A 26396-nucleotide genomic window follows, 5' to 3' on the forward strand; every position below is an offset into this window, starting at 1 on the left:
CACCCGTTTGGAGCCCAGCGACTCAAACGCCGAAGCCAGGCGCAACAGGGTCGAATCGTCATAGGCACGTCCGGCAAACGTCAGCCCTACAGGCATGCCAATGTCCGCCATCACGCCCATCGGCACCGTGACGGTGGGCACGCCCAGGTGCCGGATGGCCAGGTTGCCATTGGCGACCCAGACCCCGTTGCTCCAGGCGATATCGGCGGACGCCGGGTTGATATCTGCATCTGCGGGGCCAACGTCGGCGACTGTCGGGAATATCACCGCATCGAGCCCTAGCCGGTCCATCCAGTCTTCAAGATCGATTCGACGTGTCTGTTCAAGGCCCCGCAGTCCGTCCGCCAGGGTGGGGATCTGGTCCCACGGCGTAATGCCGCGCTCGGCCATCCTGACGTATTCATCCATGCCAGCGGCCAGGTCGTCCTCACGGTTGGGCAGGGTGCCCGGGTCATGGGGGAATATCAGTGGTCCGTCAACATCGGCCAGGCGATTGAGTTTCGGATCACCGTTGGCGCGCAGAAAGTCATCGAACGCCCAGGCCGACAGGTCCCACAACTCATGGTGCAGGAACTCCTTGGACACCAGGCCCCGAGTGAACACGGTCGGCGCGCCCGGACGATCGCCTTCGCAGTTGGACACCAGCGGGAAATCGACCTCAATCACTTGCGCGCCACAGGCTTGGAGCGCCTTGCGGGCGTCTTCCCACAGGGCCATGACCGAGGCACGGGTGTTGATTCGCTGCCCCGTCGGCCCGCCAATGCCGGGAGCCTCAGCCGTGCCCGCTTCGGGATCGGCGTTGATGTACATGCGCGGAACCCCGAAGCGGACCCCTGCGAGTGCTTCCTTGTGGGCGGCAAGGCCCGGGTATGAGGCAGGGCGAACCGAGTGGACAGGCGGGAGGGGCACCCAGGGTTGCATGCGCCACAGATCGCCCCGGGTATCAGGATCGTCCGCCACCACGACGTCGAGCACTTCGAGAAGATCCGCCATCGTCCTGGCATAGGGCACGACGACGTCCATTGTTGGCGTCAACGGCCAGTTGCCGCGTACCGAAATCACCCCGCGCGAAGGTGTATAGGCACACAATCCGTTGTTCGAGGCCGGGCCCCGGCCACTCGACCAGGTTTCTTCGGCAAGGCCGAATGCGGCGAAACTGGCTGCCGTTGCAGTGCCTGCACCGTTCGAGGAGCCCGATGCGAAAGGGGCGGTGAGGTAGTCCGCGTTATAGGGGCTTTCAGCCCGGCCATAGACACCGCGCTGCATGCCGCCATTGGCCATGGGCGGCATGTTGGTCTTGCCCAGGCAGATCGCCCCGGCGGCGCGAAGCCGTTCGATGGTGAACGCATCGCGATAAGCGATCAGGTTCGCGAACGCCGGACTGCCAGAAGCCGCCGTGAGCCCCTTCACCAGATAACTGTCCTTGGCGGTATAGGGAATGCCATCGAGCGGACCGAGGGTTTGTCCCTTGGCCCGACGGGCATCGGACGCCTGTGCTTCTTCCAGGGCATCGGGGTTTCGCACGACCACAGCGTTGAGGGCGGTGGACGTGTCGGCGCCGTCATAGGCATCGATCCTGGCAAGGTAGGCCTGGACGAGTTCGACCGCGGTCGTCTGACCGGACTGGAGCGCTGCGCGCAGTTGTGCGATGGAGACTTCGGTAATTTCGATCATGCTGTTACCGTTGCGGCTGACTGGGGGTGTGACGCGCGGGGCCATTCAAACTGGGTCTTGGGCACTTCAGACATCTCAAAGTGGGTTCTCATGTCGGTTGCATGCACTTTACTACGGGATAACCGCCAGAGGGCCTAATTAGAAAACCGCCCACACTCGGGCAGTACCTTTTGTATAGAATACGGCCCAAGGGTGTCACCGCAAAACGCGGCAGGGCAGGTTTAATCAAGCGCAGGTCGGGCCGCCAGCGCGGAGTCGCTGTGCCTATGAGCCCGGAACCGTTGCGCCTGAATAATAAAAGTGAGTCACCTTCCGCCATGGCTTTCCTCTCCCGTTTTTTCGCCGCTGAATCCGCTGGCGGCCTGATCCTGATGGCTTCCGCCCTGGCCGCGCTGATCGTAGCCAATTCGCCCTGGTCAGAAGTGTACTTCTCCACGCTGCACATCAAAGCCCTGGGGCTTTCGGTGGGGCACTGGATCAATGATGGCCTGATGGCTCTGTTCTTTTTACTGGTCGGCCTTGAGATCAAGCGTGAAATGCTTGAAGGCCAGTTGTCGAGTTGGGGCCAACGAGCCCTTCCGGGATTTGCGGCGCTGGGCGGTATGCTGCTGCCGGGCTTGATCTACGTGGCGATCAACTGGGGTAATGCACAGACTTTGAGCGGCTGGGCGATTCCCACGGCGACCGATATCGCGTTCGCTTTGGGGGTGCTTTCGCTGCTCGGCAAGCGTGTGCCCATTTCCTTGAAAATCTTTCTCTCCGCGCTGGCGATTCTGGATGACCTTGGGGCCGTCCTCATCATCGCGATCTTCTACACCAGCGACTTGTCGACGAACATGCTGCTGGCGTCCCTGGGCGTTACGGCACTGCTGGTGGTACTCAACCGTTGCGGCGTCAAGCGGCTGTTTCCCTATGTGATAGCCGGTGCACTGCTCTGGTACTTCATGCTGCAATCGGGCATCCATGCGACCTTGGCCGGGGTCATTCTTGCCCTGTGTATCCCCCTTGGAGACTCCAACGAAGGCGGGTGGTCGCCACTGCTCTACCTCGAAGAAAAGATGCATCCATGGGTGGCTTTTGCGGTCGTGCCCATCTTCGGCTTCGCCAATGCCGGCGTGTCCCTGGCCGGTATTTCGCCGAATAATCTGCTTGATCCGGTACCGATGGGCGTGGCGATGGGGCTGTTGCTGGGCAAACAGCTTGGGGTGTTCGGGTTGGCGGCGCTGGCCATTCGTTTCGGCTTGGCCAAACTGCCTGAGGGGGCCAGATGGTCGCAGATGTACGGCGTGGCGCTGTTGTGCGGGATCGGATTCACCATGAGCCTGTTCATCGGTGCGCTGGCATTTCCCAATGCGCCGCATCTGGTCGATGAGGTCAAAGTCGGTGTGCTGCTGGGCTCGACCCTGTCGGCCATCATCGGCGTCATGTTGCTGATGAAAGTAGGTCCCAAGAAAAACTGATGTGAGACGCGGCAGGGGCATTGTCCATGCCGCGTTATCCAGTTCATCTCGCCTGGGTTAACCACAGTATTTCTCGTTCGCAGCGATGCTGTGGTCATGGCGAGGCGGTTGGCGTCATCCCTACGCCTTCTTTCGGGAACCAGGCCTGGGTCCGGTTGGCAAAAGCCACCAGCGACAGCATCACCGGCACTTCCACCAGCACCCCGACCACGGTGACCAGGGCCGCCCCGGAGTTAAGGCCGAACAAACCAATTGCCACCGCCACCGCCAGCTCGAAGAAATTCGAGGTGCCGATCAGGGCGCAGGGTGCTGCCACGTTAAAGGGTACTTTCCATAGCCGCGCCGCCGCGTAAGCAATGGCAAAAATGCCGTAGGACTGGATCAGCAAGGGCACGGCAATCAAAGCAATCAGCAGTGGTTTATCCAGAATGATCTGCCCCTGAAACCCGAAAAGCAGCACCACGGTGCCCAGCAGGCCGAGTATCGACAGGGGTTTGACCCGAGCGTTGAAGCGCGTGACCGCATACTCGGCCTCGCCGGCGTTTTGCGCCGAGGCACTGAGCTTCAGCCGGGTGAGTACCCCGGCAATCAGCGGGATCAACACATACAGCCCGACCGAAAGGATCAGGGTTGCCCAAGGCACCTCAATGTCAGTCACGCCGAGCAACAGCGCCACCAGCGGCGCGAAGGCGAAGATCATGATCACGTCATTCAGTGCCACCTGCGCCAGGGTGTAGGTGGCGTCGCCGCGTGTCAGCTGCGACCAGACGAACACCATGGCGGTACACGGCGCGGCGCCGAGCAGGATCAGACCGGCGATGTATTGGCCGGCATCGCGAGGATCGATCAGGTCGATAAAGAAATAATGAAAGAACAACACCCCCAGCCCGGCCATGGTGAACGGTTTGATCAACCAGTTGACCACCAGGGTGATGATCAGCCCCTTGGGCCGTTCGTGAATGCGCTTGAGGCTGGAGAAGTCCACCGACACCATCATCGGATAGACCATCAGCCAGATCAGTACCGCGACAATGAAATTGACCGAACCGTATTCATAATCGGCCATGGTCTGGAACAGCCGTGGGAACAGACTGCCCAGACCAATGCCGGCGGCGATACAGAGGGCGACCCACACTGACAGGTAGCGCTCGAAAAAGCCGATGGGCTGGCGGGTGCTCATACTCAAACCTCTTCTTTGTACGTCTGCGCGCACAGGTTCCGGATGCAGGGCGTATATGGAAAAAAACATATATTTCTGAACTGAGCGCGATCCTGTTCAGAGAATACCCCCAAGAGGATTCTATCTCGCTCTGATTGTAGACGTTGCGTGGCAGGGAAAATAAACGGCGGGGGCTTTACCTTATATTCGGATAATCATATATTCGGTTTTCCGCATATTGGATGAGGCTTCATCATGACTGGCAAAGCCCGCGTTCTCTTCGTCTGCACCGCCAACGCTGCTCGTTCCCAGTTAGCCCAAGCGCTGCTCAGGCACACGGATTCGGAACATTTCGAGGCGTTCAGCGCCGGCACGGTTCCGACCGCGGTCGACCCGCGCACCTTCGAGGTCTTGTCGCACCTTGGAATCAGTACTGACGGGTTACGCAGCAAGTCGATTGATGAGTTTCAGGGAGAGCGTTTCGATTACGTGATTACCCTGTGCGATAAAGCAACTGCGCAGTGCCAGTCGCTCCCCGATGCTGGCGAGGCCTTGACCTGGAGCTTTGAAGATCCGGTCACCAGCACCAAGCCCGACGCGTTCCGTCACACGCTTCACGAAATTCATGAGCGCATCAAGATGTTTGTCTTGGTGAAAACCAAACACTGAGAACTGAAATGGCTGACCATCTGACCCCGACCACTGTCTTCAAATGCCTGGCCGACGACAATCGGGTGCGCATGATGCTGCTGATCACCCGAGAGGGGGAGTTGTGCGTCTGCGAGCTGACCTGTGCGTTGAACGAGAGTCAGCCCAAAGTATCCAGGCACTTGGCGCAGTTGCGCACCTGCGGTTTGCTCTCGGACCGTCGGCAAGGTCAATGGGTTTACTACCGACTGCATCCCAATCTTCCTGACTGGGTGCTGCAGGTACTGACCGTGGTACTCGAAACCAACAAGCACTGGTTAAGCCCCGATGCCAAGCGTCTGCAAGCAATGGGGGACCGTCCTGAACGGGTCGCCATTTGTTGTGAGAGCAAAATTGCCTGACGAGCCCCGGTAGGCCATGCCGCTGGTTCGATGATTCCCAAAGCGCCGTCGCGCAGGAAAAGACTATGTTTGATGACTCTATTCCCCAACTCGAAACCGAACTGGCCGATCTTCCGTCGACAGACAAACTCGGTATCGAAACGACATCCAGCCACAAGCCACGCATTTTGCTGCTGTACGGATCGACGCGCGAGCGTTCCTTCAGTCGCCTGCTGGTAGAGGAGGCCGCTCGGTTGTTGGAGCACTTCGGCGCCGAGGCGCGGATTTTCAATCCGTCGGGGCTGCCGCTGCCGGATGACGCGCCGGTCGATCATCCCCGGGTCCAGGAACTGCGCGAGCTGATGCAGTGGTCCGAAGGCCAGGTCTGGTGCTCGCCGGAACGCCACGGGTCCATGAGCGCGGTGTTCAAGGCGCAGATTGATTGGGTGCCGCTGGCGATGGGCGCGGTACGCCCGACCCAGGGCAAAACCCTCGCTGTCATGCAGGTATGCGGTGGCTCGCAGTCATTCAACGTGGTCAATCAGCTGCGGGTGCTGGGACGCTGGATGCGCATGTTCACCATTCCCAACCAATCTTCCGTGCCGAAGGCCTATATGGAGTTTGACGACAGCGGCCGGATGAAGCCTTCACCGTTCTATGACCGCGTGGTGGATGTGATGGAGGAGTTGGTGAAGTTCACGCTGCTGCTTCGCGACCGCCAGGATTACCTGGTCGACCGCTATTCCGAGCGCAAGGAGTCGGCGCAAGAATTGATGAATCGAGTCAATCAGCGCTCCATCTGAGTCAAGCCCAACGCCTGGTTCGACCGGCAGTCGAACTCCATAGACACCAGCCACAGGAGCACAACAACATGACGATCAAAGTGGGTATCAACGGTTTTGGGCGTATCGGTCGCCTGGCATTGCGGGCGGCCTGGCATTGGCCGGAGTTCGACTTTGTGCAGATCAACGATCCGGCGGGTGACGCCGCGACCCATGCGCATCTGTTGAACTTCGATTCGGTGCATGGTCGCTGGAATGCAGAGGCTGGCTCCGAGGGCGACAACATCGTCATCGATGGCAAGCGCATCAAGGTCACGGCCAATAAAGCGATTGCCGACACCGATTGGTCGGGCTGTGATCTGGTGATCGAAGCCAGCGGAAAAATGAAGACGGTTGCCGTGCTTCAGGGCTATCTCGACCAGGGTGTGAAGCGCGTGGTGGTCAGCGCCCCGGTGAAGGAAAAAGGTGCATTGAACGTCGTCATGGGCGTCAATCATCAGCTGTTCAAGCCCGACGACCATGCCATCGTCACCGCCGCTTCATGCACCACCAACTGCCTGGCGCCGGTGGTGAAAGTCATCCACGAGAAGCTCGGCATACGCCACGGTTCGATCACCACCATTCATGACCTGACCAACACCCAGAGCATCCTCGATCAACCCCACAAGGACCTGCGCCGTGCGCGGGCTTCGGGCATGAGTCTGATTCCCACCAGCACCGGCTCGGCCACCGCCATCGCGGAAATCTTCCCGGAGCTGCGCGGGCGCCTCAATGGTCACGCCGTGCGCGTGCCGCTGGCCAACGCTTCGCTGACCGATTGTGTCTTCGAGGTCGAGCGAGCCACCACCGTCGAAGAAGTGAATCAGTTCCTCAAGGACGCTTCCGAGAACGAACTCAAGGACATCCTCGGTTTTGAGGAGCGCCCATTGGTGTCCATCGATTACCGAACCGACCCGCGCTCGTCGATCATTGATGCGCTGTCGACCATGGTCATCAATGGCACCCAGGTCAAACTCTACGCCTGGTACGACAATGAATGGGGCTATGCCAACCGTACCGTGGAACTGGCCCGGATGGTCGGCCGGACAGTCTGAGGAACGGTCATGAAAGCGTTGTCAGCCCTCGCTCCGCAAGTGCGGCAGTACCTGCTCGTCACCGGCAATTACTGGGCCTTCACCCTCACCGATGGCGCCTTGCGCATGTTGGTGGTGCTGCATTTTCATGCGTTGGGCTACAGCCCGCTGCAAATCGCCGCGCTGTTTTTGTTCTACGAAATCTTCGGCGTGATCACCAACCTGGTGGGCGGCTACCTCGGTGCCCGGCTTGGCCTGAACCGAACCATGAATATCGGCCTGGGGATGCAGGTCGTGGCGCTGTTGATGCTGACAGTTCCCTTGGCCTGGTTGACCATCCCCTGGGTGATGGGCGCTCAGGCGCTGTCCGGGATCGCCAAAGACCTGAACAAGATGAGCGCGAAAAGCTCGATCAAGCTGCTGGTTCCCGATGGTCAACAGGGGCAACTGTACAAGTGGGTGGCGATCCTCACTGGCTCCAAGAATGCCCTCAAGGGCGTTGGTTTCTTCCTGGGGGGCGCCTTGCTGGCCCTCATCGGCTTCAAAGGTGCGCTGCTGGCGATGGCCGGCGTACTGGCGTTGATCTGGATCGCCAGCCTGATCCTGTTGAAGAAAGACTTGGGTAAAGCGAAAGCCAAGCCCAGGTTTCGCGACATCCTCTCCAAGAGCCGCGCGATCAACATTTTGTCGGCGGCACGGATGTTCTTGTTCGGTGCCCGCGACGTCTGGTTTGTGGTGGCCCTGCCGGTTTACCTGAGCAGCGTTCTCGGTTGGGACTTCTGGAAGGTCGGCGGTTTCCTCGCGGCCTGGGTGATCGGCTACGGCATCGTGCAGTCTTTTGCGCCCAACATCACTGGCAAGAAACGTGGGCACGTGCCGGATGGTCGCGCGGCGTGTCTGTGGGCAATGGCATTGGCGGGTCTGCCCGCGGCCATTGCGCTAGGACTCGACAGCGGGTTGGCACCACAGACGGTGCTGCTGGGTGGGCTCATGGTCTTTGGTGCGCTGTTCGCGGTGAACTCTTCGTTGCACAGCTATTTGATCGTGTCCTACGCCAAGGAAGACGGCGTATCGCTGGATGTGGGTTTTTACTACATGTCCAACGCCATGGGACGGCTGATCGGAACGGTGCTTTCTGGCTGGGTTTATCAAGTGTACGGGCTGCAGGCGTGCTTATGGATCTCCAGCGCCTTCGTGCTGCTCGCCGCTTTGATTTCCATTGGATTGCCTCGTCACGCCAGTCCGGCGGTCGATCTTTAACCACCTTCAGACTTCGTTAAGAAACGGCCTCGATACTTTCTCCCCATACCCAAGGGAGAACGTTGACCCATGCCCGATTCTGACTGGAACATCCATCTACCGCTGGCTTTCGGCAATGCCGGCCAGCCGGTTCGCCACTTGCACCGGGCTATGCCGGGAGAGCCCCGCCGGGATGAATTCGAAGCCTTCATCCACCGGCGTTTCCACCAGGCGCACGGCGCCGAGATTCGTCACTTCATGCCCGAACTGTTCGGGCTCGATGATGCCGACGGCAGGCTTTGCGCCGTGGCAGGCGTGCGTCTGGCCGCCCAGGGACCGCTGTTTCTCGAGCATTATCTGGACGATCCCATCGAGCCTTTGATCAAGGCCGATGCAGACTGCGCAGTGGATCGCGCCGGCATTGTCGAAGTTGGCAATCTGGCCGCCAGCGACACCGGCAGCGCTCGCCTGAGCATTATCGCGATCACCTATCTGTTGGCGATGGGCGGGCTGGAGTGGGTGGCGTTCACCGGCAATATCGGCCTGGTCAACAGTTTCCATCGCCTTGGCCTCAAGCCCGTGACCCTGTGTCCGGCCGACCCGCAGCGCCTGGGGGAAGACCGTCACCTCTGGGGCCGCTACTACGAGAGTCAGCCATGGGTTCATGTCGGCAACATCCGTGCAGGCTTCGTTCATCTGCGCGACGCCGGTCTGTTCGATCGCCTGGGTTTTTCACAGACTTACGGGGAGGCGTGCCATGTTGCCTGAAGTGGAACGCTTCAAACTCACCCTGCGTGAGCATGCCCAACGCAAGGGCTACGCCGTGGCGCTGTGGGGCGATAACTTGCGGCTGGACTACGCCACGCTTTATTCCGAAGTGGTGTACCGCCAGCAACGCCTGCGCGATGAACACATAAAGGTTGTTGCCCTGGCCCTGGATAACGGTGTCGAAGCCATGCTTTGGGACCTGGCGGCTTTGTTCGAAGGTCTGGCTTGCGTCATCCTGCCGGGTTTTTTCAGTCCGGCTCAACGCTTGCACTGCCTGGAGCAGAGCCAGGCGCAGCGGGTGATTGCCGAGCCGGGACTGGCCGCCGAACTCCAGGTCGCCGGTTACCACTACAGCGGCGAGTTCTGGCAAAAAGATTACGCCGGACCGAGCCGCCTGCCGGCGGGCACCGCCAAGCTGACCTTTACCTCGGGCACCACCGGCACGCCAAAAGGTGTCTGCCTGAGTGCCGACAGCCTGCTGCGGGTCGCCCGTGAGCTGGAACAGGCCAGCCGGCCAGTCAACCCAAGGCATCATCTGGCGCTGCTGCCCCTGGCGGTGCTTCTGGAAAACCTCGGGTGCTACGCGGCGCTGTATGCCGGGGCGATGCTCAGCCTGCCTGGCCAGAAAACCCTTGGCATCCAGGGCGCCAGTGGCGTCGACCCGGCGCGCCTGTTGGCGTGCCTGACCGAGCGCCGGGCGCAGAGTCTGATCCTGGTTCCACAATTGTTGCTGATGCTGGTCACGGCCGCCGAGCAGAAAGCGTTCTACCCACACGCTTTGCGGTTCGCCGCCGTGGGCGGTGCGCGGGTATCCCATGATCTTCTGCAACGAGCCCAGCGTGCTGGCGTGCCGGTATTCGAAGGCTACGGGCTGTCGGAATGCGCTTCGGTGGTGTGCCTCAACCGCCCACAGGCCAACCGCGCCGGCAGTGTCGGTCAGCCGTTGCCCCATGTGCAGGTTCGTCTGGCCGAAGACGGCGAGGTCATGATCAAGGGCTCGACCTTGCTCGGATACCTGGGGGAGCCTCCGCCGCCCGACGACTGGTGGCCCAGCGGCGACTTGGGGGAGTTCGACGCCGACGGGTTCCTGTACCTGCGCGGGCGCAAGAAGCACCAATTCGTCACCAGCTTCGGTCGCAACGTTAACCCTGAATGGGTCGAAGCCGAACTTACCCAAGGCGGCACCATCAGTCAGGCCTTCGTCTATGGCGAAGCCTTGCCGCACAACCATGCATTGCTGTGGCCCACCCGCGCTGACTGCTCTGACCAAGCGCTGGAGCTGGCGGTGAGCGAGGCCAACGAGGCGTTGCCCGATTACGCGCAGGTCCATCACTGGACGCGACTGGCGCACCCCTTCACCGCAGCCAACGGCCTGCTCACCGCCAACGGCCGACCGCGCCGTGAAGCGATTGTCGAGCATTACCGCGGGTTGTTCAGCGAATCCATTCTGTCCGAGGAATATCCGTCATGAGTTTTTTCGACACGTTGCAAGAAGCCACCCATCAGGAACGTCAGACGCTGTTTAATCTGCCGATTATCCGTGACGCCCTCGACGGCCAGGTCAGCCTGGCCAGTTACCGGGCGTTTCTGATCCAGGCCTACTACCACGTGCGCCACACCGTACCGTTGATGATGGCTTGCGGTGCACGCCTGCCAGCGCACCTGGAATGGCTGCGCAAGGCCGTGTGCGAGTACATCGACGAGGAATACGGTCATGAGCAATGGGTGCTGGATGACATCGCCGTGTGTGGAGGCGACAAGGATGCGGTGCGTGATGGTCAGCCGTCGCTGCCTATCGAATTGATGGTCAGTTACCTGTATGACTTGATCGCCCGGGGCAATCCGGTGGGGCTGTTCGGCATGGTCAATGTGCTCGAGGGCACCAGCATCGCTCTGGCGACCCACGCCGCCGACGCCATTCGTGAACACCTGGAACTGCCGCCCACCGCTTTCAGCTACCTCAGCTCCCACGGGTCGCTGGATATCGAGCACATGCAGACCTATCGCGGCCTGATGAACAAGCTGGAGGATCCGGCCGACCAGGCGGCGGTGATCCACGCCTCCAAAGTGGTGTACACGCTCTACACCGAGATGTTCCGGGGCCTGCCCCGTGACGAGGGGGACCAGCATGCGCCTGTGTGACGCCCGGATCGTCTTGACCGGTGCCAGTGGCGGAATTGGCCGGGCCATCGCCCAGGCCCTATGCGCCAGTGGCGCTCGGGTGTTGGCCGTGGCCAGGCATCGCGAAGCGCTGGAACCCTTGATCGAACGCTACCCGCAGCAGTTGTACTGGGTTGGCGCAGACCTGACTGTGCCAGGTGATCGGCGCAAGGTGCTGGCCGCCGCCGAGGCCTTGGGCGGCATCAACCTGCTGATCAATGCCGCCGGTGTTAACCACTTTGCCATGCTCGAACAACTCGAGGACAGTGAGATCGACGCCATGCTGGCGTTGAACATCAGCGCGCCGATCTGTTTGAGCAAACTGTTGCTGCCACTGCTTAAACAGGCCGCCAGCGCCATGGTGGTCAATGTCGGCTCGACCTACGGCTCGATCGGCTACCCAGGCTACGCCAGTTACTGCGCCAGCAAGTTCGCCCTGCGCGGGTTCTCCGAAGCGCTGCGCCGAGAGTTGGCGGACACCCGGGTCGGCGTGCTCTACGTGGCGCCCCGGGCTACACGTACGTCGATGAACAGCCCGGCGGCCCAAGCCCTCAACCAGGCGCTCAAGGCCAACGTCGATGATCCGCACGCGGTGGCCTCGGCGGTCATACATGCCATTACCGGCGACCGTCGCGAGCTGTATCTGGGCTGGCCCGAGCGTTTTTTCGTCGGCCTCAACAGCCTGCTGCCCAACCTGGTGGACCGTGGCCTGCGCAAGCAACTGCCACTGGTTCGCCGTCTGAGCCATAAACCTGAGAACGAGCACCTCAAACCATGAAAAAAATTCTGATCTGTTTACTGTTCGGCGCCCTGGCTCAAAGCGCCTGGGCCTTGGATGACGCCGACCAGCAGCGTCTCACAGGCATCCAGCAAAGCTGGGCGCATATCCAATATGAGTTGCCTGAGGGGCAGCGTGCCGATGCCTTTGAAAAACTCGCCGCCCAGGCTTCGGCGTTCAAGCAGCAACGCCAGTCAGTGGCCGAGGCCTGGATCTGGTCGGGCATTGTCAAAAGCAGTTGGGCAGGGGCCGCAGGCGGGATCGGTGCGCTGGGCAAGGTCAAGGACGCCAAGGCTGATCTGGAACAGGCCCTGGCCCTGGATCCCAAAGCCTTGCAAGGCTCGGCCTACACCAGCCTCGGCGCACTCTATGATCGGGTTCCCGGCTGGCCCTTGGGGTTTGGCGACTCGGACAAGGCCGAGCAACTGCTCCAGCAGGCGCTGCAACTGAACCCAAACGGCATTGACAGTCTGTACTTCTGGGGCGATCACCTCTACCGTCAGAAACGCTACGCTGAAGCCCGGGTTGCCCTGCAAAAAGCCTTGCAGGCAGCGCCACGGCCCGGCCGGGAAACCGCTGACGCGGGGCGCCGCAAGGAAATCGAAGCGTTGCTGGTGGATGTGAACAAAAAACTTGGCTGAGAGGAGTGTGCGTGCGCTTATTACTGATCGAGGATGACGTGGCCCTGGGCGAAGGCATCCATCAGGCCCTGAGCCGCGAAGGCTATACCGTAGACTGGTTGAAGGACGGGAGCAGCGCCTTGCACGCACTGCTCAGCGAAACCTTTGACCTGGCTGTGCTTGACCTGGGCCTGCCACGGATGGACGGCCTGCAGGTGTTGCGTCGCTTGCGTGACAGCGGTTCCAACCTGCCGGTGCTGATCCTCACCGCCCGGGACGCCACCGAAGATCGCATTGCCGGGCTCGATGCCGGGGCCGACGACTACTTGATCAAACCCTTCGATCTGGCGGAACTCAAGGCCCGGTTGCGGGCCTTGTTGCGCCGCAGCGCCGGTCGTGCCCAGGCGCTGATCGAGCATGCCGGCATCAGCCTCAATCCGGGGACCCAGCAGGTCAGCTATCAGGGCAACCCGGTGGCGTTGACGCCCAAGGAGTATCAGTTGCTCCATGAATTGCTGTCGCCGCCGGGCCGGGTCATGACGCGCGATCATCTGATGCAATTGCTTTACGGCTGGAACGAGGAGGCCGAGAGCAACACCCTGGAAGTGCATATTCACCACCTGCGCAAGAAATTTTCCACCGACCTGATCCGTACCATTCGTGGCGTCGGGTATCTGGTGGAGGAGCGCCGATGACTTCAATCCGGCGGCGCACCCTCACGCTGATCCTGGGGCTTTTGTTCGTTGGCCTGTTGATCATCACCGTATTCAATCTGCATGACAGCAACCACGAGATCGCTGAAGTCTACGATGCTCAATTGGCCCAGAACGCCCGGCTGTTGCAGGGTGTCATGCGCATGCCCATGGCCAGCAAGGAACATGCGCAGTTGTATCAGGCATTCAATTCGGCCTTGGCGTCGGCGGTTCCCAAAGTCGATGGACATCCCTATGAGAGCAAAATCGCCTTTCAGGTCTGGGATTCAAAAGGTGCGTTGCTGGTTCACACCTCCAGTGCACCGACATTCCCCTCACCGCCGATTGCTCCTGGTTTCAGCGACGTGATAGACCAAAAGGACCGTATGTGGCGGGCGTTCGTACTGGATGATACACAGTACGGCCTGAAAATCTGGGTAGGGGAGCGTGATGATGTGCGGTCCGATCTGGTCGATCGTATTGTCCGTCACACGGTGGTGCCTAATCTGATCGGCAGCCTGATTCTTGCCGCCGTGATCTGGTTGGCCATCGGCTGGGGGCTCAAGCCTCTGGTCGACATGGCAGCCAAGTTGCGTGCGCGGCATCCGGGCTCACTGGAGCCTCTGCAATTGGTGCCGCTGCCCAGCGAACTGGAGCCCATGCAAGCGGCGCTCAATCGGGTGCTGGCGCAGATTCAGGAGTTGATGGGCCGAGAACGGCGTTTTATTGCCGACGCAGCCCATGAGATGCGAACCCCCCTGGCGGTGCTCAGGGTTCATGCGCAGAACCTGATGGAGGCGGGGAATGAGCAGAGCCGGCGTGAGTCCCTGCAGCATCTGATCGTCGGAGTGGATCGCACCACGCGCCTGGTCAATCAGTTGCTCACCATGGCACGCCTTGAACCACAAGCCGGCGTGCCTGCACCCGCCGTGATCGATCTGCCCGCCACGGTGCGTGAAAGTCTGGTTCAGATGACCCCCTGGTTGCTCAGCAAGGGGCTGGAGCTGGTTCTGGACGTCAGTGATGACATCGACCCGGTGAGGATTGATCCGGTGTCCATCGATATTGCCTTGAACAACCTGGTGACCAATGCGGCCAACTTTTCTCCCCCCAACGGCTTGATCACGGTGCGGCTGGCCCGACAGGGAGATCATTACGAGCTGGCGGTCGAGGATCAGGGGCCAGGCATAGACGAGGCCGAACGGGACCGGCTTTTTGAACGCTTCTACAGCCGCGGCAACGACCAGGGTGCCGGGTTGGGCTTGACGATCGTGCGGACCATCGCCAATCGGCTTGGCGGGCAGGTCCGGTTGGAGAATCGCCCCGAGGGAGGTCTGCGCGCCACGTTGCAGATGGGCCGTCTTTAACCTTGCTCGTCGCGTGCCGGTAGTGTTTGGGCATCGGATGGACCGACGAGGAAAGCGGCAATTTCGTTGACCGTGCTGCGGGCCGTGCGTGTTACGCCGATCAGCGTAGCGGAGGCCGCACCGGTCCATTCGCCATAGCCCACCAGCCATAGCCTGGGCTCTTGAATCGAATGAGTCCCGTCAACGTCCACGCGTCCTTCAGCGTTGAGCACACCCAGTGGCTCCAGATGCTGCAGGGCGGGTCGGAAGCCGGTACACCAGATCACCACGTCCACCGCAGACTCGCTCCCGTCGGCCCAGATTACGCCGTTGCGGGTGAAGCGTTCGAAAGGTCGGACTGATTTGAGCGCGTTGCGCGACCGGGCCTCGACAACGGGCGGTACCATGACGATGTCACCCAGCCCACCCACGGGCTGTTCGATGACGCGACCTTCCTGTTGCGCTTTCCAGCGCTGCGTGGCGCGCTCGAACAACACCTGCCCATCCACTTCATCAGGCAGGAACAGGGGTTCAACAGGTGTTACCCATGTGGTTTCGGCAACCCTGGAAACCTCGGCCAGAATCTGCGCCCCTGAATTGCCGCCACCGATGACCAGGACTTTTTTTCCGGTGAACGGCTGCGCTTGGAGGTAGTTTGCCGAGTGCAGCTGTTGACCGGCGAATAATCCCGCGCCGGGGTAGTGGGGGATGAACGGGGTACTCCAGGTGCCGGTGGCGCTGACCACAACCTTGGCGTCCCAATGTCTATCGTGCGCCTTAACCCGCAACCCGGTTTCTGTACGCTCTACAGAAGTGACGCGCACGGGACGCACGATGGGCAATTGATAGCGCTGTTCGTACTGCTTGAGGTAGTCGATCACATGGTCGCGTGATGGGTAGCCATCCTGCGTGGGCGGCATCATCCAGCCTGGGATCGAGCTCCAGGTGGCGGGGGAGAATAGACGCAAAGAGTTCCAGCCATGGCGCCAGGCACCTCCTGGCCCTTGCTCGGCATCGAGAATGACGAACGAAAGTCGGGTGCGCTGCAGGAAATACGCCACTGCCAAGGCGGATTGGCCTCCACCGACAATCACCACGTCATATTGACTGGGAGTGGCAGGCGAATGAGTCATGACGGTGGTCTCCGATTGAGGTGGGAAAACAAGCCGGTGTAATGGCTGACAGTACCGTCATTTGCAGGCGCGGCAGCACCCGCCTCAGCAGCGTTTGCAGGTCCTGATGCCCAGTAATGTATAGACCGGGCAGAAACGGAAGATCCCCGTGGCCAGCGGCACCAGGCCGATCCAGCCCCACAAGCCGATCACGCCGCTCAGGCTGAGGGCAATGAGGACAAGTCCCGCGGCAATACGCAAGCTACGGTCGATGGTTCCGATATTGGCTTTCATGACGATCTCCCGATCAGTGAGTGCGCCGGTTCTCCAGCGCGGTGAACAACAACATGCCAGCCAGCATGGCCGCCATGAATACGATGATTTGCCAGTGCCCGGTGAGCAGGATCGCCACGGCGGGCCCCGGACAGATACCGGCTATCCCCCAACCGATGCCGAACAGCAGGCTGCCGCCGATCAAGCGTGGGTCCAGCTCACGCTTGACCGGCAATTGCATCGGGTTTCCCAGCATCGAACGGGGCTGGCGGCGGGCCCAGGTCAGTGGGCCGATCGCGACACCAATCGCTGCGAGCATGACCAGGGCCAGGGAGGGGTCCCAGGTGCCGGTCACATCCAGGAACGCCAAGACTTTGCTCGGATTGGCCATGCCCGCCAGGAGCAGACCGAAGCCGAACACCAGACCGGCCATGAATGCAGTCAGTTTGAGCATGTTCAACCCTCCAACATATGACGCAGGACAAAGACCGTGGCGAAACCGCTGAACATGAAACATGCCGTGGCGATCATCGAACGCGGTGAAAGGCGCGACAGGCCACATACGCCGTGGCCGCTGGTACAGCCCGACCCGTAGCGGGTGCCGATGCCCACCAGCAGGCCGGCGACGCTGAGGCCGAGCCAGCCGCTCTGAAACTCGATCTGCGGCAACGCGGTGAATAGGCCCCATAGCAGCGGCGCAACGAGCAGCCCCAACAGAAACAGCGCTTTCTCGCTAACCCCCTCGCTACCACGCTGCAGCAGGCTGCCGAGTAAACCGCTGATGCCGGCGATACGCCCATTGGCGACAACGAAAAGGCTGGCAGCCAAACCAATCAACGCACCGCCGGCAAGGGCTGACCAGGGCGTGAAGTTGAGCCAGTCAATGTTCATGAGATTTCTCCGATACAAACCACGTTGAGACTCCAGCAGGCGATTAACCCAGGGCTTTTACAACCAATGCCAGGGCCACCAGCGCAGCCAGAATGGCGAAGCCTTTTTGCAGATAGGGCTCCGGCAGTCGGGCGGCGAGCAAGCGGCCGCCGGTCATTCCCAACAATGCGCCAAGGGTAAAAGGTACGGCAATCGCCCATTGCAAATGACCCGCCGCCGAGCTCGCCACCACGCCGGAAATTGAAACCAGGGCAATGACCGTCAGCGACGTGGCGAGCACCGATTGGGTGGTCAGATTGGTGTAGCGCTGGAGTGCCGGGACCATGACAAAACCGCCGCCCACACCCAGCAGGCCGGACAGCGCGCCGGCGACCATGCCGGAGACCGTCAGCGCCCAGGCACAGGGTGCGGTCCAATGGAGCTTGCCGCGGTTTTCGTCCAGTACACAAGGCGGGGGTTTGCGCTTCGACGTGGCTTTGCAATCGGCGCGCGAGGGCAATGATTTTTGAAAGGCTCGGAAGGCCACGTACATCAATAGAAGGGCAAACAGGAGCGCCAAAGGACGGTTAGGCGTGCGCTGAGCCAGCCAGATCCCCAGTGGAGAACAGATGATGCCCGCGCCTGCGGTCAGCAGCGCAGCCTTATAGCGTACGGTGCCGTTTCTAAGGCCCATCACTGCACCCAGGGACGCGGCCAAACCCACCGCCATCAAGCCGATGGGCCCGGCTTCGGCCATGCTCAGGCCCGCGCCGAAGACCAGCAGGGGAACCGCCAGGATTCCTCCGCCAGCGCCCGTCAGCGCCAGAATCACACCCACGGTCAGGCCGAGCAGCAAGATGACGATCATCCCTCTCTCCTTGCCTTGAGGTCTGGTTTCATAGATCCGCCAACTCCGGTTTAGCCAGCCACTCATGTCCCTTGAGCATGCCCTTCCAATACAACGGAGGGAGAATCCGCTCCTTGAGTAGCCAGGCCAGCCGCGATGGCCGGGTACCGTCAATCAGCCAGGACGGGAAGCTGGGGGCGACGGTGCCGCCATAGGTGAACTCCGCCAGGACGATCTTGCCCCGTTCGACTGTCAGCGGACAGGAGCCGTAACCGTCGTAATGAGCGTTGCCCTTGGCTTTGCCCATGGCTGCCAGCACGTTATGGGCGACCACGGGCGCCTGCTTGCGAGCGGCCGCGGCGGTCTTGGCATTGCTGGAGTTGGTGGCGTCGCCCAGTGCGTGAATATTCGCCCAGGTTTTATGGCGCAGCGTGTCGGGGTCGACATCAATCCAGCCAGCGGCATCGGCGAGGGGGCTGACGCGGATAAAGTCTGGCGCAATCTGTGGGGGCACCACATGCAGCAGGTCGAAGTCGCGCGTGACAAGCTGGCGTGTGCCATCGGGCTGGGCGCAACTGAAGGTGGCGGTTCGCGCGGGACCGTCAACGCTCGTCAGCGTGCTGCCGAAGTTCAGGTCGATGCCATAGGCGCGGATGTACTCCATCAGGGCCGGCACGTAATCGGGCACGCCGAACAGCACTGCTGCGGCACTACAGAAATCGATCTTGATGTTGCCGAGTACCCCTTCACGCCGCCAGTGGTCGGCAGAGAGATACATGGCTTTTTGCGGCGCCCCGGCACATTTGATCGGCATCGGCGGTTGCGTGAAGATGGCCCGGCCACCGCGTAGTTGCTGCACGCACTCCCAGGTATAGGGGGCGAGGTGATACAGGTAGTTGGATGTAACGCCGTTGCGACCCAATGTCTGCGGCAGACCTTCAATGGCATTCCAGTTGAGTTTCAGGCCAGGGCACACGATCAGTTGTTGATACTTGACGACTCTGCACCCATCGAGAATGAGCGCATTTTTCTCGGGTTCAAAAGCGGCCACGGCGGCTTTGATCCAGTGGACGCCGCGAGGAATGGTCGAGCCCATCGTATGGGCGGTCCGGGGGGCATCGAAGACACCGCAACCGACCAGCGTCCAGCCGGGCTGGTAGTAATGCACATCTGCCGGGTCAATGATGGCGATGTCGAGCCCCGGTTCCCTGGCCAATAAACTGGATGCCGCCGCAATGCCCGCTGCGCCGCCCCCGATAATGACCACCGCATGCTCGGCCTCGGCCACTTCGATCGGGGTCTGCCCCTTGTTTGCAATCCGGCGGATAACGCCTTTCATGTCAAACCCGGCATCTTTGGCTGTTTCGACGATCTGCGGCAGAGGCAGCAGGCTCGCTTGTGACAGCGCCCACATGGTTGTCGAACGCATGCCGGAGCGGCAATACGCCAACACCGGTTTTGGCAGTGATTCAAATAGCCGGCCGAAGGCAACGCCTTGCTCGTCGGTGACCTTGCCCGATTCCGCGGGCAGATAGTGAGCTTCAATGCCCAGCGCTTCAGCCGCGCGCTTGATTTCGGCAAACAAGGGTTGATCGCTGCCTTCGCCATCCGGGCGATTACACACGATGGCGCGAAAGCCGGTGTTTTTCAGTTCCGTCAATTGATCGGGGAAAATCTGCTCCGATACCGCTAAGCCTGGCGCAAGGTGGCGGATGTCCATGGTGGTCTCCGTGATGGGATTTTCTTATAGGGGGAGGGGACGTCAGAGCACGTTGAGCGGGATCTTCAGATAGCGTGTGCCGTTCGATTCCGGCTCAGGAAAGTGTCCGGCGCGCATGTTCACCTGAACCGATGGCAGGATCAGCGTCGGCATTTCCAACGTGCTGTCACGCTTGGTGCGCATGGCCACGAACTCTTCTTCACTGATGCCGTTGCGCACATGGATATTGTCGGCGCGCTGCTCGGCAACGGTACTGGCGAACAGTACCTCGCGGCCGTCGGGCTGGTAGTCGTGGCACATGTACAGCACCGTATCGGCCGGCAGGCTCAGTACCTTGTTGATGGACCGGAACAAGGTGCGGGCATCGCCACCAGGAAAATCACAGCGCGCCGTACCGTAGTCGGGCATGAACAGGGTGTCGCCGACGAATGCCACCGTTTGCCTGGCGTCGCTGACGACGTACGTCATGCAGGCGGGTGTATGGCCCGGCGTATGCAGTGCGCGGCATTGCAGCGAACCGATGGAGAACGTGTAGTCATTGACGAACAGATGATCGAACTGACTTCCATCCTGGGCCATGTCATCACCGGTATTGAACAGCGTGCCAAAGGCTTGCTGCACGGTGGTGATGCGACTGCCGATGCCGATCTTGCCTCCCAGCTTTTCTTTGAGGTAAGGCGCTGCCGTGAGGTGGTCGGCGTGGACATGGGTTTCAAGAATCCATTGAACCTTGGCGTCCAGCTCGGCCACCCTGGCGATCAACGTGTCGGCAGACGTCGTCGTGGTATGGCCGGACTTGGGATCGTAATCCAGTACGCTGTCCACGAGTGCGCAGTGGCGGGTCGCCTGATCAAGCACGATATAACTGACAGTATGAGTATCGGGATCGAAAAATCCTTCGACGTGCAGTGTAGCGGTCATGATCGGTCTCCTGGTCTTGTTGCCGACTGGTTTAACCTGACATAGCAATAAGTCTGCCATGCACCGAGTGAGCGAAAAATCAAAGCTATCTATTTGAATTTGTTGTGTTTATTTTTGTAGGTGGGATGCGGCATTTTCACGCACACGAATAAACAACTGCCATTGGCAGTGTTTGTTGGCATAGTGGCAGTGTCGCTTGCGTCCGGATGAATCCACAGGAACCCCGATGAGCACTATCCTGCCAACCCCGAACAATTCGATCCCCCCGCCGGACCAGGTGCAGTCTCTGGTTTCGTTTCTCGAGCACGAGCCGCAGCCGATGATCGTGCTGGACCCGGACTACAACATTCTGGCGGCGAACACCGCCTATCGGCGCCAGTTCGGCAGTGCCGATCAACCGTTTATTGGTCATAAGTGCTATCGGATTTCCCACCATTACGATGTGCCTTGCGATCAAGCGGGGGAGAACTGCCCGATGAAGAAGGCCAGGGAAATGCGCGGCCCGGACCGGGTCCTGCACATTCACCACACCCCCCGCGGGCCTGAACATGTCGACGTGGAACTGCGGCCGATCCTCAATGACCATGGCGACATAACCGCGTATGTGGAGCGCCTTACCCTGGTACGCAGCGCCTCAGCACGGCCCAGCAACGAGGGCCTGGTGGGCAGCTCTCCGGCGTTCAACCGTGCACTGTCGGAACTGCAGCGGGTCGCGCCGTCCATGTTGCCGGTGCTGCTGTTGGGAGAGTCCGGTACGGGCAAGGAACTGTTTGCCCGTGCGGTCCATGAAACCAGCGAGCGGGCCAACGGGCCCTTTGTGGTAGTGGACTGTTCCGGGTTGACTGAAACGCTGTTTGAGAGCGAACTGTTCGGCCACGAGAAAGGCGCGTTCACCGGGGCCACCCTGCGCAAGCAGGGCCTGGTCGAAACAGCCCAGGGCGGTACGCTGTTTCTTGATGAAATCGGCGACGTTCCCCTGGCCATGCAGGTGAAACTGCTCAGGCTGATTGAATCGGGAACCTATCGCCGTGTTGGCGGCGTGGAAACCTTGCATGCAGATTTCCGATTGGTTGCCGCCACCCATAAGCCCTTGGAACAGATGATGGCCCAGGGTGAGTTCAGGCAAGACCTGTACTACCGCATCAGCGTATTTCCCATTCATTTACCGCCTCTGCGCAATCGCATGGAGGACATCGCGCTGCTGGTCAATTCGTTATTGCAACGTTCCGGTACGGGCAAGCGCCGGCTGACCATCGACGCCGATGCCTTGATGCAACTGCAGCGATACTCCTGGCCGGGCAATATCCGCGAGCTTCGTAATGTGCTGGAAAGAGCCAGCCTGTTTGCCGATGACGGGGTCATTCATTCCGTGCATTTACCCCAGGTCCCCGATGCGACAGCCCAACGACTGGCTAACCCGGCTGTTGCTGATGGCCACTCGTTGGCCCAGATCCTGTCTGCGTTCAAAGGGACCCGCAGTGAGCTGGCCCGGCACTTGGGTATCAGCGAACGGACTTTGTACCGGCGCTTGAAAGAGCAGGGTTTGGCCTGATCAGCCGCTATGACACCTGACTGCCAATCACTGCCGTCATGGCAGATTGGCAGGCTCTGAGGTTGGCGCAAAATCCCCCTTCTACCAGGTTACGTTCCTAATCTGCTGTTATTTAACGATAAAAACCTGACCCTGAGCCTTGGCATGGCGCGTGCTAACTGCACCGACATGACTATTTCCGACAAACGACTGCGCCGTCATCTGCTCACAGCAGTGCTTATCAAGCTGCTCGTGCTGGCAGTGCTGTGGTGGCTATTCATCCAGGATTTCCACGTCAGCGTCGATTCCAACGCGGTCGGCAACCGTTTCGGTGTACCCACCTCGGCTCAAGGGGCAAGCAAGTGATCTCAGAACAACTGGTGGATTTGTCGCGGCTGCAGTTCGCAGCCACGGCGCTTTATCACTTCCTTTTCGTACCGCTCACCGTTGGCATGGTGTGGCTGCTGGTCATCATGGAAAGCGTCTATGTGATGACCGGTAACGTCATCTGGAAAGACATGACGCGCTTCTGGGGCAAGCTATTTGGCATCAACTTCGCGCTGGGGGTGACCACCGGGATCACCCTGGAATTTCAGTTCGGCACCAACTGGGCCTACTACTCGCACTATGTCGGTGACATCTTCGGTGCACCGCTGGCAATCGAAGGCTTGATGGCGTTCTTCCTCGAATCGACCATGATCGGGCTGTTCTTTTTTGGTTGGGACCGTCTCAAGAGACAGCATCACTTGCTGGTCACGCTGTTGATGGCAATCGGCACAAACCTGTCGGCGCTGTGGATCCTGATCGCCAATGGCTGGATGCAGAACCCGGTGGGCTCAGAGTTCAGCTACATCACCATGCGCATGGAAATGGTCGATTTCTGGACGGTGGTGTTCAATCCGGTGGCCCAGGCCAAGTTTGTCCATACGGTTTCGGCCGGGTATGTCACCGGTTCGATGTTTGTGCTGTCGATCTCCAGTTGGTATTTACTCAAAAATCGTGATGTCGAGTTTGCCAAACGTAGCTTTCGGGTCGCCGCAGCGTTCGGCCTGGCCTCTGTGCTGAGCGTCATCGTACTGGGCGATGAGTCCGGTTACACGGTGGGGGAGGCGCAGCAGACCAAGCTGGCGGCCATGGAGGCCATGTGGGAAACAAAGCCCGCGCCGGCTGGCCTGACGCTGATCGCGAGCATCGATGAAGCTCAATCCCGAAATAATTGGGAGGTCGAGGTGCCATGGTTGATGGGCCTGATCGGGACCCGCTCGGTCAGCCAGCAGATTCCCGGCATTCATGAGATCAAGGAAAAGAACCGCGCCCGAATCATCCGCGGTATTAGCGCAGTCAATGCGCTGGAAGCACTGAGAGCCAATCGCAGCGATCCGGCGGCGTTCAAGACGTTCGAAGAATACAAAGCTGATCTGGGCTTCGGGTTGCTGCTCAAGCGCTATGTCGAGGACGTCAACCAAGCCACACCGGCCATGATCGAAACCGCGGTGAACGATACGGTTCCGCGCGTGACGCCTATGTTTTGGGCGTTCCGGATCATGGTCGGCCTGGGTTTTGCGATGCTGATGCTCTTTGCACTGGCATTCTGGAGCACGCTGAAGTCGAACCGCACCCGCCACCGAGGGTTGTTGCGTTGGGCACTCTACATGCTGCCGGCGCCCTGGATCGCCTGTGAACTGGGCTGGTTTGTCGCCGAATACGGCCGTCAGCCCTGGACGATCTACGGCGTATTACCGACCCACATGAGCGTGTCCACGCTCAGCGTCAACAACCTGTATGGCTCGCTGGCCGGGTTCATCGTTTTCTACACCGTGTTGCTGGTGGTGGAAATGTTCCTGATGGTCAAGTTCGCCCGCCAAGGGCCTGGCAGCCTCGGTACAGGCCGTTATGTTCACGACGCTCATCTGAAGGAGCTTCACCATGCTTGATTACTTCACCCTGAAAATAATCTGGTGGGCGTTGGTCGGCGTCCTGCTGATCGGTTTTGCGATCATGGATGGTCATGACATGGGCGTCGGCACGCTGCTGCCATTCGTTGGCCGCAATGACCTGGAGCGGCGCGTTGTCATCAATACCGTCGGGCCGCATTGGGATGGTAATCAGGTCTGGTTCATCACCGCTGGCGGCGCCTTGTTCGCGGCCTGGCCTGTGGTCTACGCCACTGCCTTCAGTGGTTTCTACTGGGCGATGATTCTGGTGCTCTGGGCGTTGTTCTTCCGCCCGGTGGGGTTTGACTACCGTAGCAAGATCCACAACGCCACTTGGCGCAGCACCTGGGATTGGGGGCTCTTTATCGGAGGGGCGGTGCCTCCGCTGGTGTTCGGGATTGCGTTTGGCAACTTGCTGCTGGGCGTGCCGTTTCACTTCAATGACTATCTGGTGTCTACCTACACCGGCAGTTTCTGGCAACTGCTCAATCCTTTCGCGCTGCTGTCCGGTGTTGTGAGCAGTGCAATGATCACCCTGCAGGGCGGCACTTATCTGGCCCATCGCACTGAGGGGATTATCCAGTCCCGGGCAGTAAAAGGTGCAGTGGCGGCGGCGATTGTGCTGGTGTGCTCATTCATCGTGGCCGGCATCTGGCTGCAATGGATTGACGGCTACCGCATCACCTCGCTCGTTGATACCGCGGCGCTGCCGGACATCCTCAGCAAGACTGTGGTACGTGAACCTGGCGCCTGGATGGCCAACTACGAACGCTATCCATTGCTTTGGCTGCTGCCCGTCCTTGGATTGGGCGGGGCTGTAGCTGCCGCGTTCTTGTTGATGGTGCGCCGCACGCTGTCGGCGTTTGTCGCCTCATCGCTTGCGGTGATTGGCGTGATCAGCACGGCGGGCGTCTCAATGTTTCCGTTCATCATGCCTTCCTCAACCATGCCTGCGGCAAGCCTGACGGTGTGGGACAGCGTCTCCAGCCACCTGAGCTTGGCGATCATGTTCTGGGCCACGTTGATCTTCATGCCTCTGATCGTGATTTATACCTCTTGGGCGTATCGCGTCATGAGCGGAAAAGTCACCGTTGCCCAGATCAAAGCCAACGAGCATTCGGCCTACTAGTGCCGGCAAAGGAGCAAAGAATATGTGGTATTTCGCCTGGATGTTGGGAGTCGGCTTTGCGCTGTTGCTGGCGATATTGAATGCAATGTGGGGGGAGAACGAAGCGAACCGGGCCTTGAGTGACAATGACGAGCAGCAGCGATGATTCAGCAACGCTCAGATACCCAGCCGTCTTCACGCTTTCTTCTGGGGCGTGGGTTTTATCCCGCGCCGGTGGCTCTGGCGCTGGCTGTTTTCAGGTTGGACCTGCACTGCGGCATTGGTGCTGGCCGGATGGCTGATGTTCGTGCGGTGAAGGCGGGCTTACGTTCAATAACGCTGCACGAGAACGGCGACAGTAGTATTGGCTGCGCCGTTCATTCAGTTCCCTGGCCAAGTATCACGCCGTTCACTTCTTTGCCATAAAGATTGATCCCATCATTGGCATGGAATTTCAACCGGGTCTGCTCGATTGAACCGGCTATCATCCTGGGGTCTTTCGGCCGTTCGTGGCTGTTCATGTAGGCAGCAACGTGCCAGGCCTCATCGGCGGACAGGGTGGCGCCTTTACCTAATGGCATATTCGACTTTATGAACCCGGCTGCGGTATTGATGCGATGCATCCCCGCGCCCCAATTGAATGAGTCTTTGCCCCATAACGGTGGGAATACGTAATCGCTCCCGGCCTTTTGGCCTTCGCCCTCGTTGCCATGACACACCGCGCATTGCTGGGCGTAGATGACCTTGCCCTTGGCCAGATCGAAGCCTCCCGCCGGTTGCGGCACCTCAGGATAAGCTCGCCCGGGCAGTTCCTGGCCTAGCGGTGCTCCGGTTGCCAACCAGTAGGAAAAGGCAGTCAGGGCGGCGATGACCTGCCCGTCGGCCGGAGGCGGTTTTCCGTTCATGCTGAACTCAAAGCAGCCTTGTAGGCGCTCGGCGTAGGTATTGACCTTGTCGTTCTTTTTTCGATAAGCCGGGTACATCGTGTAAGCCGCCCAAAGGGGCGCCGAGTCGGCTTTTCTGCCTTGGTCCAAATGACAATTGGTGCAGTTCATCCCGTTTCCCACGAACTCGGGGGCGTTGGTTTTAGTATCGACAAAGATCGCATGCCCTTGCCGGACCAAACGGCCAAAGGCGTTATCAGGCAGCGTGTCCTCTGCTGGCGGAGTAAATGTCGCCGTCCGCTGTTGTGGGGCGTCTGGGCCGGGCGAAGGGGGCGATGCATCTGCCACATCAGCAGCGCCAGCCATCGATACCATATTCAAACTGATGAGTGCCGCGATGAATGATTTCATGGCCAG

29 protein-coding genes are annotated in these 26396 nt (G+C 60.1%); 19 read left to right on the top strand and 10 right to left on the bottom strand.

Translation table 11 applies throughout. The annotated features are described in order from the left end of the window. Positions 1 to 1674, bottom strand: a 1674-nt coding sequence (locus GSM73_RS08500; RefSeq protein WP_256676786.1) for an amidase, incomplete at its 3' end; no start/stop codon positions are given. Positions 1675 to 1940: 266 nt separating this feature from the next. Here GSM73_RS08500 and nhaA point away from each other — a divergent pair. Then, a complete protein-coding gene (nhaA, locus tag GSM73_RS08505; RefSeq protein WP_047225643.1) occupies positions 1941 to 3134 on the top strand; it encodes a Na+/H+ antiporter NhaA in 1194 nt (397 codons plus the stop codon). 94 nt (positions 3135 to 3228) lie between these two features. Here the strand turns inward: nhaA and arsB are convergent, their stop codons facing one another. After that, positions 3229 to 4314 (bottom strand): ACR3 family arsenite efflux transporter, encoded by a 1086-nt coding sequence (arsB, locus tag GSM73_RS08510; protein ID WP_047225644.1) that lies wholly within the window; start codon positions 4312 to 4314, stop codon positions 3229 to 3231. Between the two features lie 234 nt (positions 4315 to 4548). Here arsB and GSM73_RS08515 point away from each other — a divergent pair, with 234 nt between their 5' ends. The 12 genes from GSM73_RS08515 to GSM73_RS08570 all read left to right on the top strand — a co-directional run bounded on the left by GSM73_RS08515 (position 4549) and on the right by GSM73_RS08570 (position 14800). Further along, positions 4549 to 4962: an arsenate reductase ArsC gene (locus GSM73_RS08515; protein ID WP_047225645.1), complete on the top strand. Its 414-nt coding sequence runs from the start codon at positions 4549 to 4551 to the stop codon at positions 4960 to 4962. A gap of 8 nt (positions 4963 to 4970) precedes the next feature. After that, on the top strand, positions 4971 to 5342 hold the full coding sequence (locus GSM73_RS08520; protein ID WP_107322793.1) for a metalloregulator ArsR/SmtB family transcription factor: 372 nt from the start codon (positions 4971 to 4973) through the stop codon (positions 5340 to 5342). Positions 5343 to 5407: 65 nt separating this feature from the next. Then, complete coding sequence (arsH, locus tag GSM73_RS08525) at positions 5408 to 6124, top strand: arsenical resistance protein ArsH (protein ID WP_047225647.1); 717 nt, start codon at positions 5408 to 5410, stop codon at positions 6122 to 6124. Between the two features lie 68 nt (positions 6125 to 6192). Next, a complete protein-coding gene (locus tag GSM73_RS08530) occupies positions 6193 to 7197 on the top strand; it encodes an ArsJ-associated glyceraldehyde-3-phosphate dehydrogenase (RefSeq protein ID WP_076384302.1) in 1005 nt (334 codons plus the stop codon). A gap of 9 nt (positions 7198 to 7206) precedes the next feature. Beyond that, entirely contained in the window at positions 7207 to 8436 is a 1230-nt protein-coding gene (arsJ, locus tag GSM73_RS08535; protein WP_160892176.1) for an organoarsenical effux MFS transporter ArsJ, read from the top strand. Positions 8437 to 8505: 69 nt separating this feature from the next. After that, entirely contained in the window at positions 8506 to 9183 is a 678-nt protein-coding gene (locus tag GSM73_RS08540) for a thermostable hemolysin (RefSeq protein ID WP_047225650.1), read from the top strand. Next, positions 9173 to 10654, top strand: coding sequence for an AMP-binding protein (locus GSM73_RS08545; protein WP_160892178.1), 1482 nt, complete (start codon positions 9173 to 9175; stop codon positions 10652 to 10654). Before GSM73_RS08540 ends, GSM73_RS08545 begins: the two co-directional genes overlap by 11 nt. After that, positions 10651 to 11325 carry a TenA family transcriptional regulator gene (locus GSM73_RS08550; protein WP_047225652.1) on the top strand — a complete coding sequence of 225 codons (675 nt, stop codon included), beginning with the start codon at positions 10651 to 10653 and terminating at the stop codon, positions 11323 to 11325. The genes GSM73_RS08545 and GSM73_RS08550 overlap by 4 nt, the downstream gene beginning before the upstream one ends. Further along, a complete protein-coding gene (locus GSM73_RS08555; RefSeq protein WP_160892180.1) occupies positions 11312 to 12121 on the top strand; it encodes an SDR family oxidoreductase in 810 nt (269 codons plus the stop codon). The genes GSM73_RS08550 and GSM73_RS08555 overlap by 14 nt, the downstream gene beginning before the upstream one ends. Beyond that, entirely contained in the window at positions 12118 to 12762 is a 645-nt protein-coding gene (locus tag GSM73_RS08560) for a tetratricopeptide repeat protein (protein WP_076384310.1), read from the top strand. Before GSM73_RS08555 ends, GSM73_RS08560 begins: the two co-directional genes overlap by 4 nt. Before the next feature lie 11 nt (positions 12763 to 12773). Then, positions 12774 to 13436, top strand: a complete 663-nt coding sequence (locus GSM73_RS08565; protein ID WP_047225655.1) for a response regulator — start codon at positions 12774 to 12776, stop codon at positions 13434 to 13436. Then, positions 13433 to 14800, top strand: coding sequence for an ATP-binding protein (locus GSM73_RS08570; RefSeq protein WP_160892182.1), 1368 nt, complete (start codon positions 13433 to 13435; stop codon positions 14798 to 14800). Before GSM73_RS08565 ends, GSM73_RS08570 begins: the two co-directional genes overlap by 4 nt. Here GSM73_RS08570 and GSM73_RS08575 read toward each other — a convergent pair. The 7 genes from GSM73_RS08575 to GSM73_RS08605 all read right to left on the bottom strand — a co-directional run bounded on the left by GSM73_RS08575 (position 14797) and on the right by GSM73_RS08605 (position 20522). After that, positions 14797 to 15912 (bottom strand): ArsO family NAD(P)H-dependent flavin-containing monooxygenase, encoded by a 1116-nt coding sequence (locus GSM73_RS08575; protein WP_160892184.1) that lies wholly within the window; start codon positions 15910 to 15912, stop codon positions 14797 to 14799. The genes GSM73_RS08570 and GSM73_RS08575 overlap by 4 nt on opposite strands. A gap of 84 nt (positions 15913 to 15996) precedes the next feature. Continuing rightward, on the bottom strand, positions 15997 to 16185 hold the full coding sequence (locus GSM73_RS08580; protein ID WP_047225658.1) for a DUF2892 domain-containing protein: 189 nt from the start codon (positions 16183 to 16185) through the stop codon (positions 15997 to 15999). Between the two features lie 13 nt (positions 16186 to 16198). Further along, positions 16199 to 16618: a DUF6691 family protein gene (locus tag GSM73_RS08585; protein WP_160892186.1), complete on the bottom strand. Its 420-nt coding sequence runs from the start codon at positions 16616 to 16618 to the stop codon at positions 16199 to 16201. 2 nt (positions 16619 to 16620) lie between these two features. Then, positions 16621 to 17055, bottom strand: coding sequence for a YeeE/YedE family protein (locus tag GSM73_RS08590; RefSeq protein WP_047225660.1), 435 nt, complete (start codon positions 17053 to 17055; stop codon positions 16621 to 16623). Between the two features lie 43 nt (positions 17056 to 17098). Beyond that, a complete protein-coding gene (locus GSM73_RS08595) occupies positions 17099 to 17902 on the bottom strand; it encodes a sulfite exporter TauE/SafE family protein (RefSeq protein ID WP_160892188.1) in 804 nt (267 codons plus the stop codon). A gap of 28 nt (positions 17903 to 17930) precedes the next feature. Continuing rightward, positions 17931 to 19601 carry a bifunctional protein tyrosine phosphatase family protein/NAD(P)/FAD-dependent oxidoreductase gene (locus GSM73_RS08600; protein WP_160892190.1) on the bottom strand — a complete coding sequence of 557 codons (1671 nt, stop codon included), beginning with the start codon at positions 19599 to 19601 and terminating at the stop codon, positions 17931 to 17933. A gap of 42 nt (positions 19602 to 19643) precedes the next feature. Further along, on the bottom strand, positions 19644 to 20522 hold the full coding sequence (locus GSM73_RS08605) for an MBL fold metallo-hydrolase (protein ID WP_047225663.1): 879 nt from the start codon (positions 20520 to 20522) through the stop codon (positions 19644 to 19646). A gap of 226 nt (positions 20523 to 20748) precedes the next feature. Between GSM73_RS08605 and GSM73_RS08610 the strand changes: the two genes are divergently transcribed. The 6 genes from GSM73_RS08610 to GSM73_RS08630 all read left to right on the top strand — a co-directional run bounded on the left by GSM73_RS08610 (position 20749) and on the right by GSM73_RS08630 (position 25411). Continuing rightward, complete coding sequence (locus tag GSM73_RS08610) at positions 20749 to 22074, top strand: sigma-54-dependent Fis family transcriptional regulator (protein WP_047225664.1); 1326 nt, start codon at positions 20749 to 20751, stop codon at positions 22072 to 22074. Positions 22075 to 22218: 144 nt separating this feature from the next. Next, positions 22219 to 22419: a cytochrome oxidase putative small subunit CydP gene (gene cydP, locus GSM73_RS26395; protein ID WP_052915280.1), complete on the top strand. Its 201-nt coding sequence runs from the start codon at positions 22219 to 22221 to the stop codon at positions 22417 to 22419. Next, positions 22416 to 23987 (top strand): cytochrome ubiquinol oxidase subunit I, encoded by a 1572-nt coding sequence (locus tag GSM73_RS08615; RefSeq protein WP_047225665.1) that lies wholly within the window; start codon positions 22416 to 22418, stop codon positions 23985 to 23987. The genes cydP and GSM73_RS08615 overlap by 4 nt, the downstream gene beginning before the upstream one ends. Continuing rightward, positions 23980 to 25116 carry a cytochrome d ubiquinol oxidase subunit II gene (cydB, locus tag GSM73_RS08620; RefSeq protein ID WP_076384320.1) on the top strand — a complete coding sequence of 379 codons (1137 nt, stop codon included), beginning with the start codon at positions 23980 to 23982 and terminating at the stop codon, positions 25114 to 25116. The genes GSM73_RS08615 and cydB overlap by 8 nt, the downstream gene beginning before the upstream one ends. 22 nt (positions 25117 to 25138) lie before the next feature. Then, positions 25139 to 25261: a cytochrome bd-I oxidase subunit CydX gene (gene cydX, locus GSM73_RS08625; protein ID WP_047225667.1), complete on the top strand. Its 123-nt coding sequence runs from the start codon at positions 25139 to 25141 to the stop codon at positions 25259 to 25261. 15 nt (positions 25262 to 25276) lie between these two features. After that, a complete protein-coding gene (locus tag GSM73_RS08630; protein WP_160892413.1) occupies positions 25277 to 25411 on the top strand; it encodes a cyd operon YbgE family protein in 135 nt (44 codons plus the stop codon). 61 nt (positions 25412 to 25472) lie between these two features. Here GSM73_RS08630 and GSM73_RS08635 read toward each other — a convergent pair whose 3' ends face one another. Continuing rightward, entirely contained in the window at positions 25473 to 26390 is a 918-nt protein-coding gene (locus tag GSM73_RS08635; RefSeq protein ID WP_160892192.1) for a c-type cytochrome, read from the bottom strand. Positions 26391 to 26396 lie beyond the last annotated feature (6 nt).

Origin of the sequence: Pseudomonas sp. PICF6 (assembly GCF_009831705.1) — a bacterium.
GTDB classification, from domain to species: Bacteria; Pseudomonadota; Gammaproteobacteria; order Pseudomonadales; family Pseudomonadaceae; genus Aquipseudomonas; species Aquipseudomonas rhizophila.

Coding starts and splice junctions, on each gene's coding strand:
- nhaA (WP_047225643.1), top strand. CDS start 1,941: ATGAGCCCGGAACCGTTGCGCCTGAATAATAAAAGTGAGTCACCTTCC.
- arsB (WP_047225644.1), bottom strand. CDS start 4,314: ATGAGCACCCGCCAGCCCATCGGCTTTTTCGAGCGCTACCTGTCAGTG.
- GSM73_RS08515 (WP_047225645.1), top strand. CDS start 4,549: ATGACTGGCAAAGCCCGCGTTCTCTTCGTCTGCACCGCCAACGCTGCT.
- GSM73_RS08520 (WP_107322793.1), top strand. CDS start 4,971: ATGGCTGACCATCTGACCCCGACCACTGTCTTCAAATGCCTGGCCGAC.
- arsH (WP_047225647.1), top strand. CDS start 5,408: ATGTTTGATGACTCTATTCCCCAACTCGAAACCGAACTGGCCGATCTT.
- GSM73_RS08530 (WP_076384302.1), top strand. CDS start 6,193: ATGACGATCAAAGTGGGTATCAACGGTTTTGGGCGTATCGGTCGCCTG.
- arsJ (WP_160892176.1), top strand. CDS start 7,207: ATGAAAGCGTTGTCAGCCCTCGCTCCGCAAGTGCGGCAGTACCTGCTC.
- GSM73_RS08540 (WP_047225650.1), top strand. CDS start 8,506: ATGCCCGATTCTGACTGGAACATCCATCTACCGCTGGCTTTCGGCAAT.
- GSM73_RS08545 (WP_160892178.1), top strand. CDS start 9,173: ATGTTGCCTGAAGTGGAACGCTTCAAACTCACCCTGCGTGAGCATGCC.
- GSM73_RS08550 (WP_047225652.1), top strand. CDS start 10,651: ATGAGTTTTTTCGACACGTTGCAAGAAGCCACCCATCAGGAACGTCAG.
- GSM73_RS08555 (WP_160892180.1), top strand. CDS start 11,312: ATGCGCCTGTGTGACGCCCGGATCGTCTTGACCGGTGCCAGTGGCGGA.
- GSM73_RS08560 (WP_076384310.1), top strand. CDS start 12,118: ATGAAAAAAATTCTGATCTGTTTACTGTTCGGCGCCCTGGCTCAAAGC.
- GSM73_RS08570 (WP_160892182.1), top strand. CDS start 13,433: ATGACTTCAATCCGGCGGCGCACCCTCACGCTGATCCTGGGGCTTTTG.
- GSM73_RS08575 (WP_160892184.1), bottom strand. CDS start 15,912: ATGACTCATTCGCCTGCCACTCCCAGTCAATATGACGTGGTGATTGTC.
- GSM73_RS08580 (WP_047225658.1), bottom strand. CDS start 16,185: ATGAAAGCCAATATCGGAACCATCGACCGTAGCTTGCGTATTGCCGCG.
- GSM73_RS08585 (WP_160892186.1), bottom strand. CDS start 16,618: ATGCTCAAACTGACTGCATTCATGGCCGGTCTGGTGTTCGGCTTCGGT.
- GSM73_RS08590 (WP_047225660.1), bottom strand. CDS start 17,055: ATGAACATTGACTGGCTCAACTTCACGCCCTGGTCAGCCCTTGCCGGC.
- GSM73_RS08595 (WP_160892188.1), bottom strand. CDS start 17,902: ATGATCGTCATCTTGCTGCTCGGCCTGACCGTGGGTGTGATTCTGGCG.
- GSM73_RS08600 (WP_160892190.1), bottom strand. CDS start 19,601: ATGGACATCCGCCACCTTGCGCCAGGCTTAGCGGTATCGGAGCAGATT.
- GSM73_RS08605 (WP_047225663.1), bottom strand. CDS start 20,522: ATGACCGCTACACTGCACGTCGAAGGATTTTTCGATCCCGATACTCAT.
- GSM73_RS08610 (WP_047225664.1), top strand. CDS start 20,749: ATGAGCACTATCCTGCCAACCCCGAACAATTCGATCCCCCCGCCGGAC.
- cydP (WP_052915280.1), top strand. CDS start 22,219: ATGGCGCGTGCTAACTGCACCGACATGACTATTTCCGACAAACGACTG.
- cydB (WP_076384320.1), top strand. CDS start 23,980: ATGCTTGATTACTTCACCCTGAAAATAATCTGGTGGGCGTTGGTCGGC.
- cydX (WP_047225667.1), top strand. CDS start 25,139: ATGTGGTATTTCGCCTGGATGTTGGGAGTCGGCTTTGCGCTGTTGCTG.
- GSM73_RS08635 (WP_160892192.1), bottom strand. CDS start 26,390: ATGAAATCATTCATCGCGGCACTCATCAGTTTGAATATGGTATCGATG.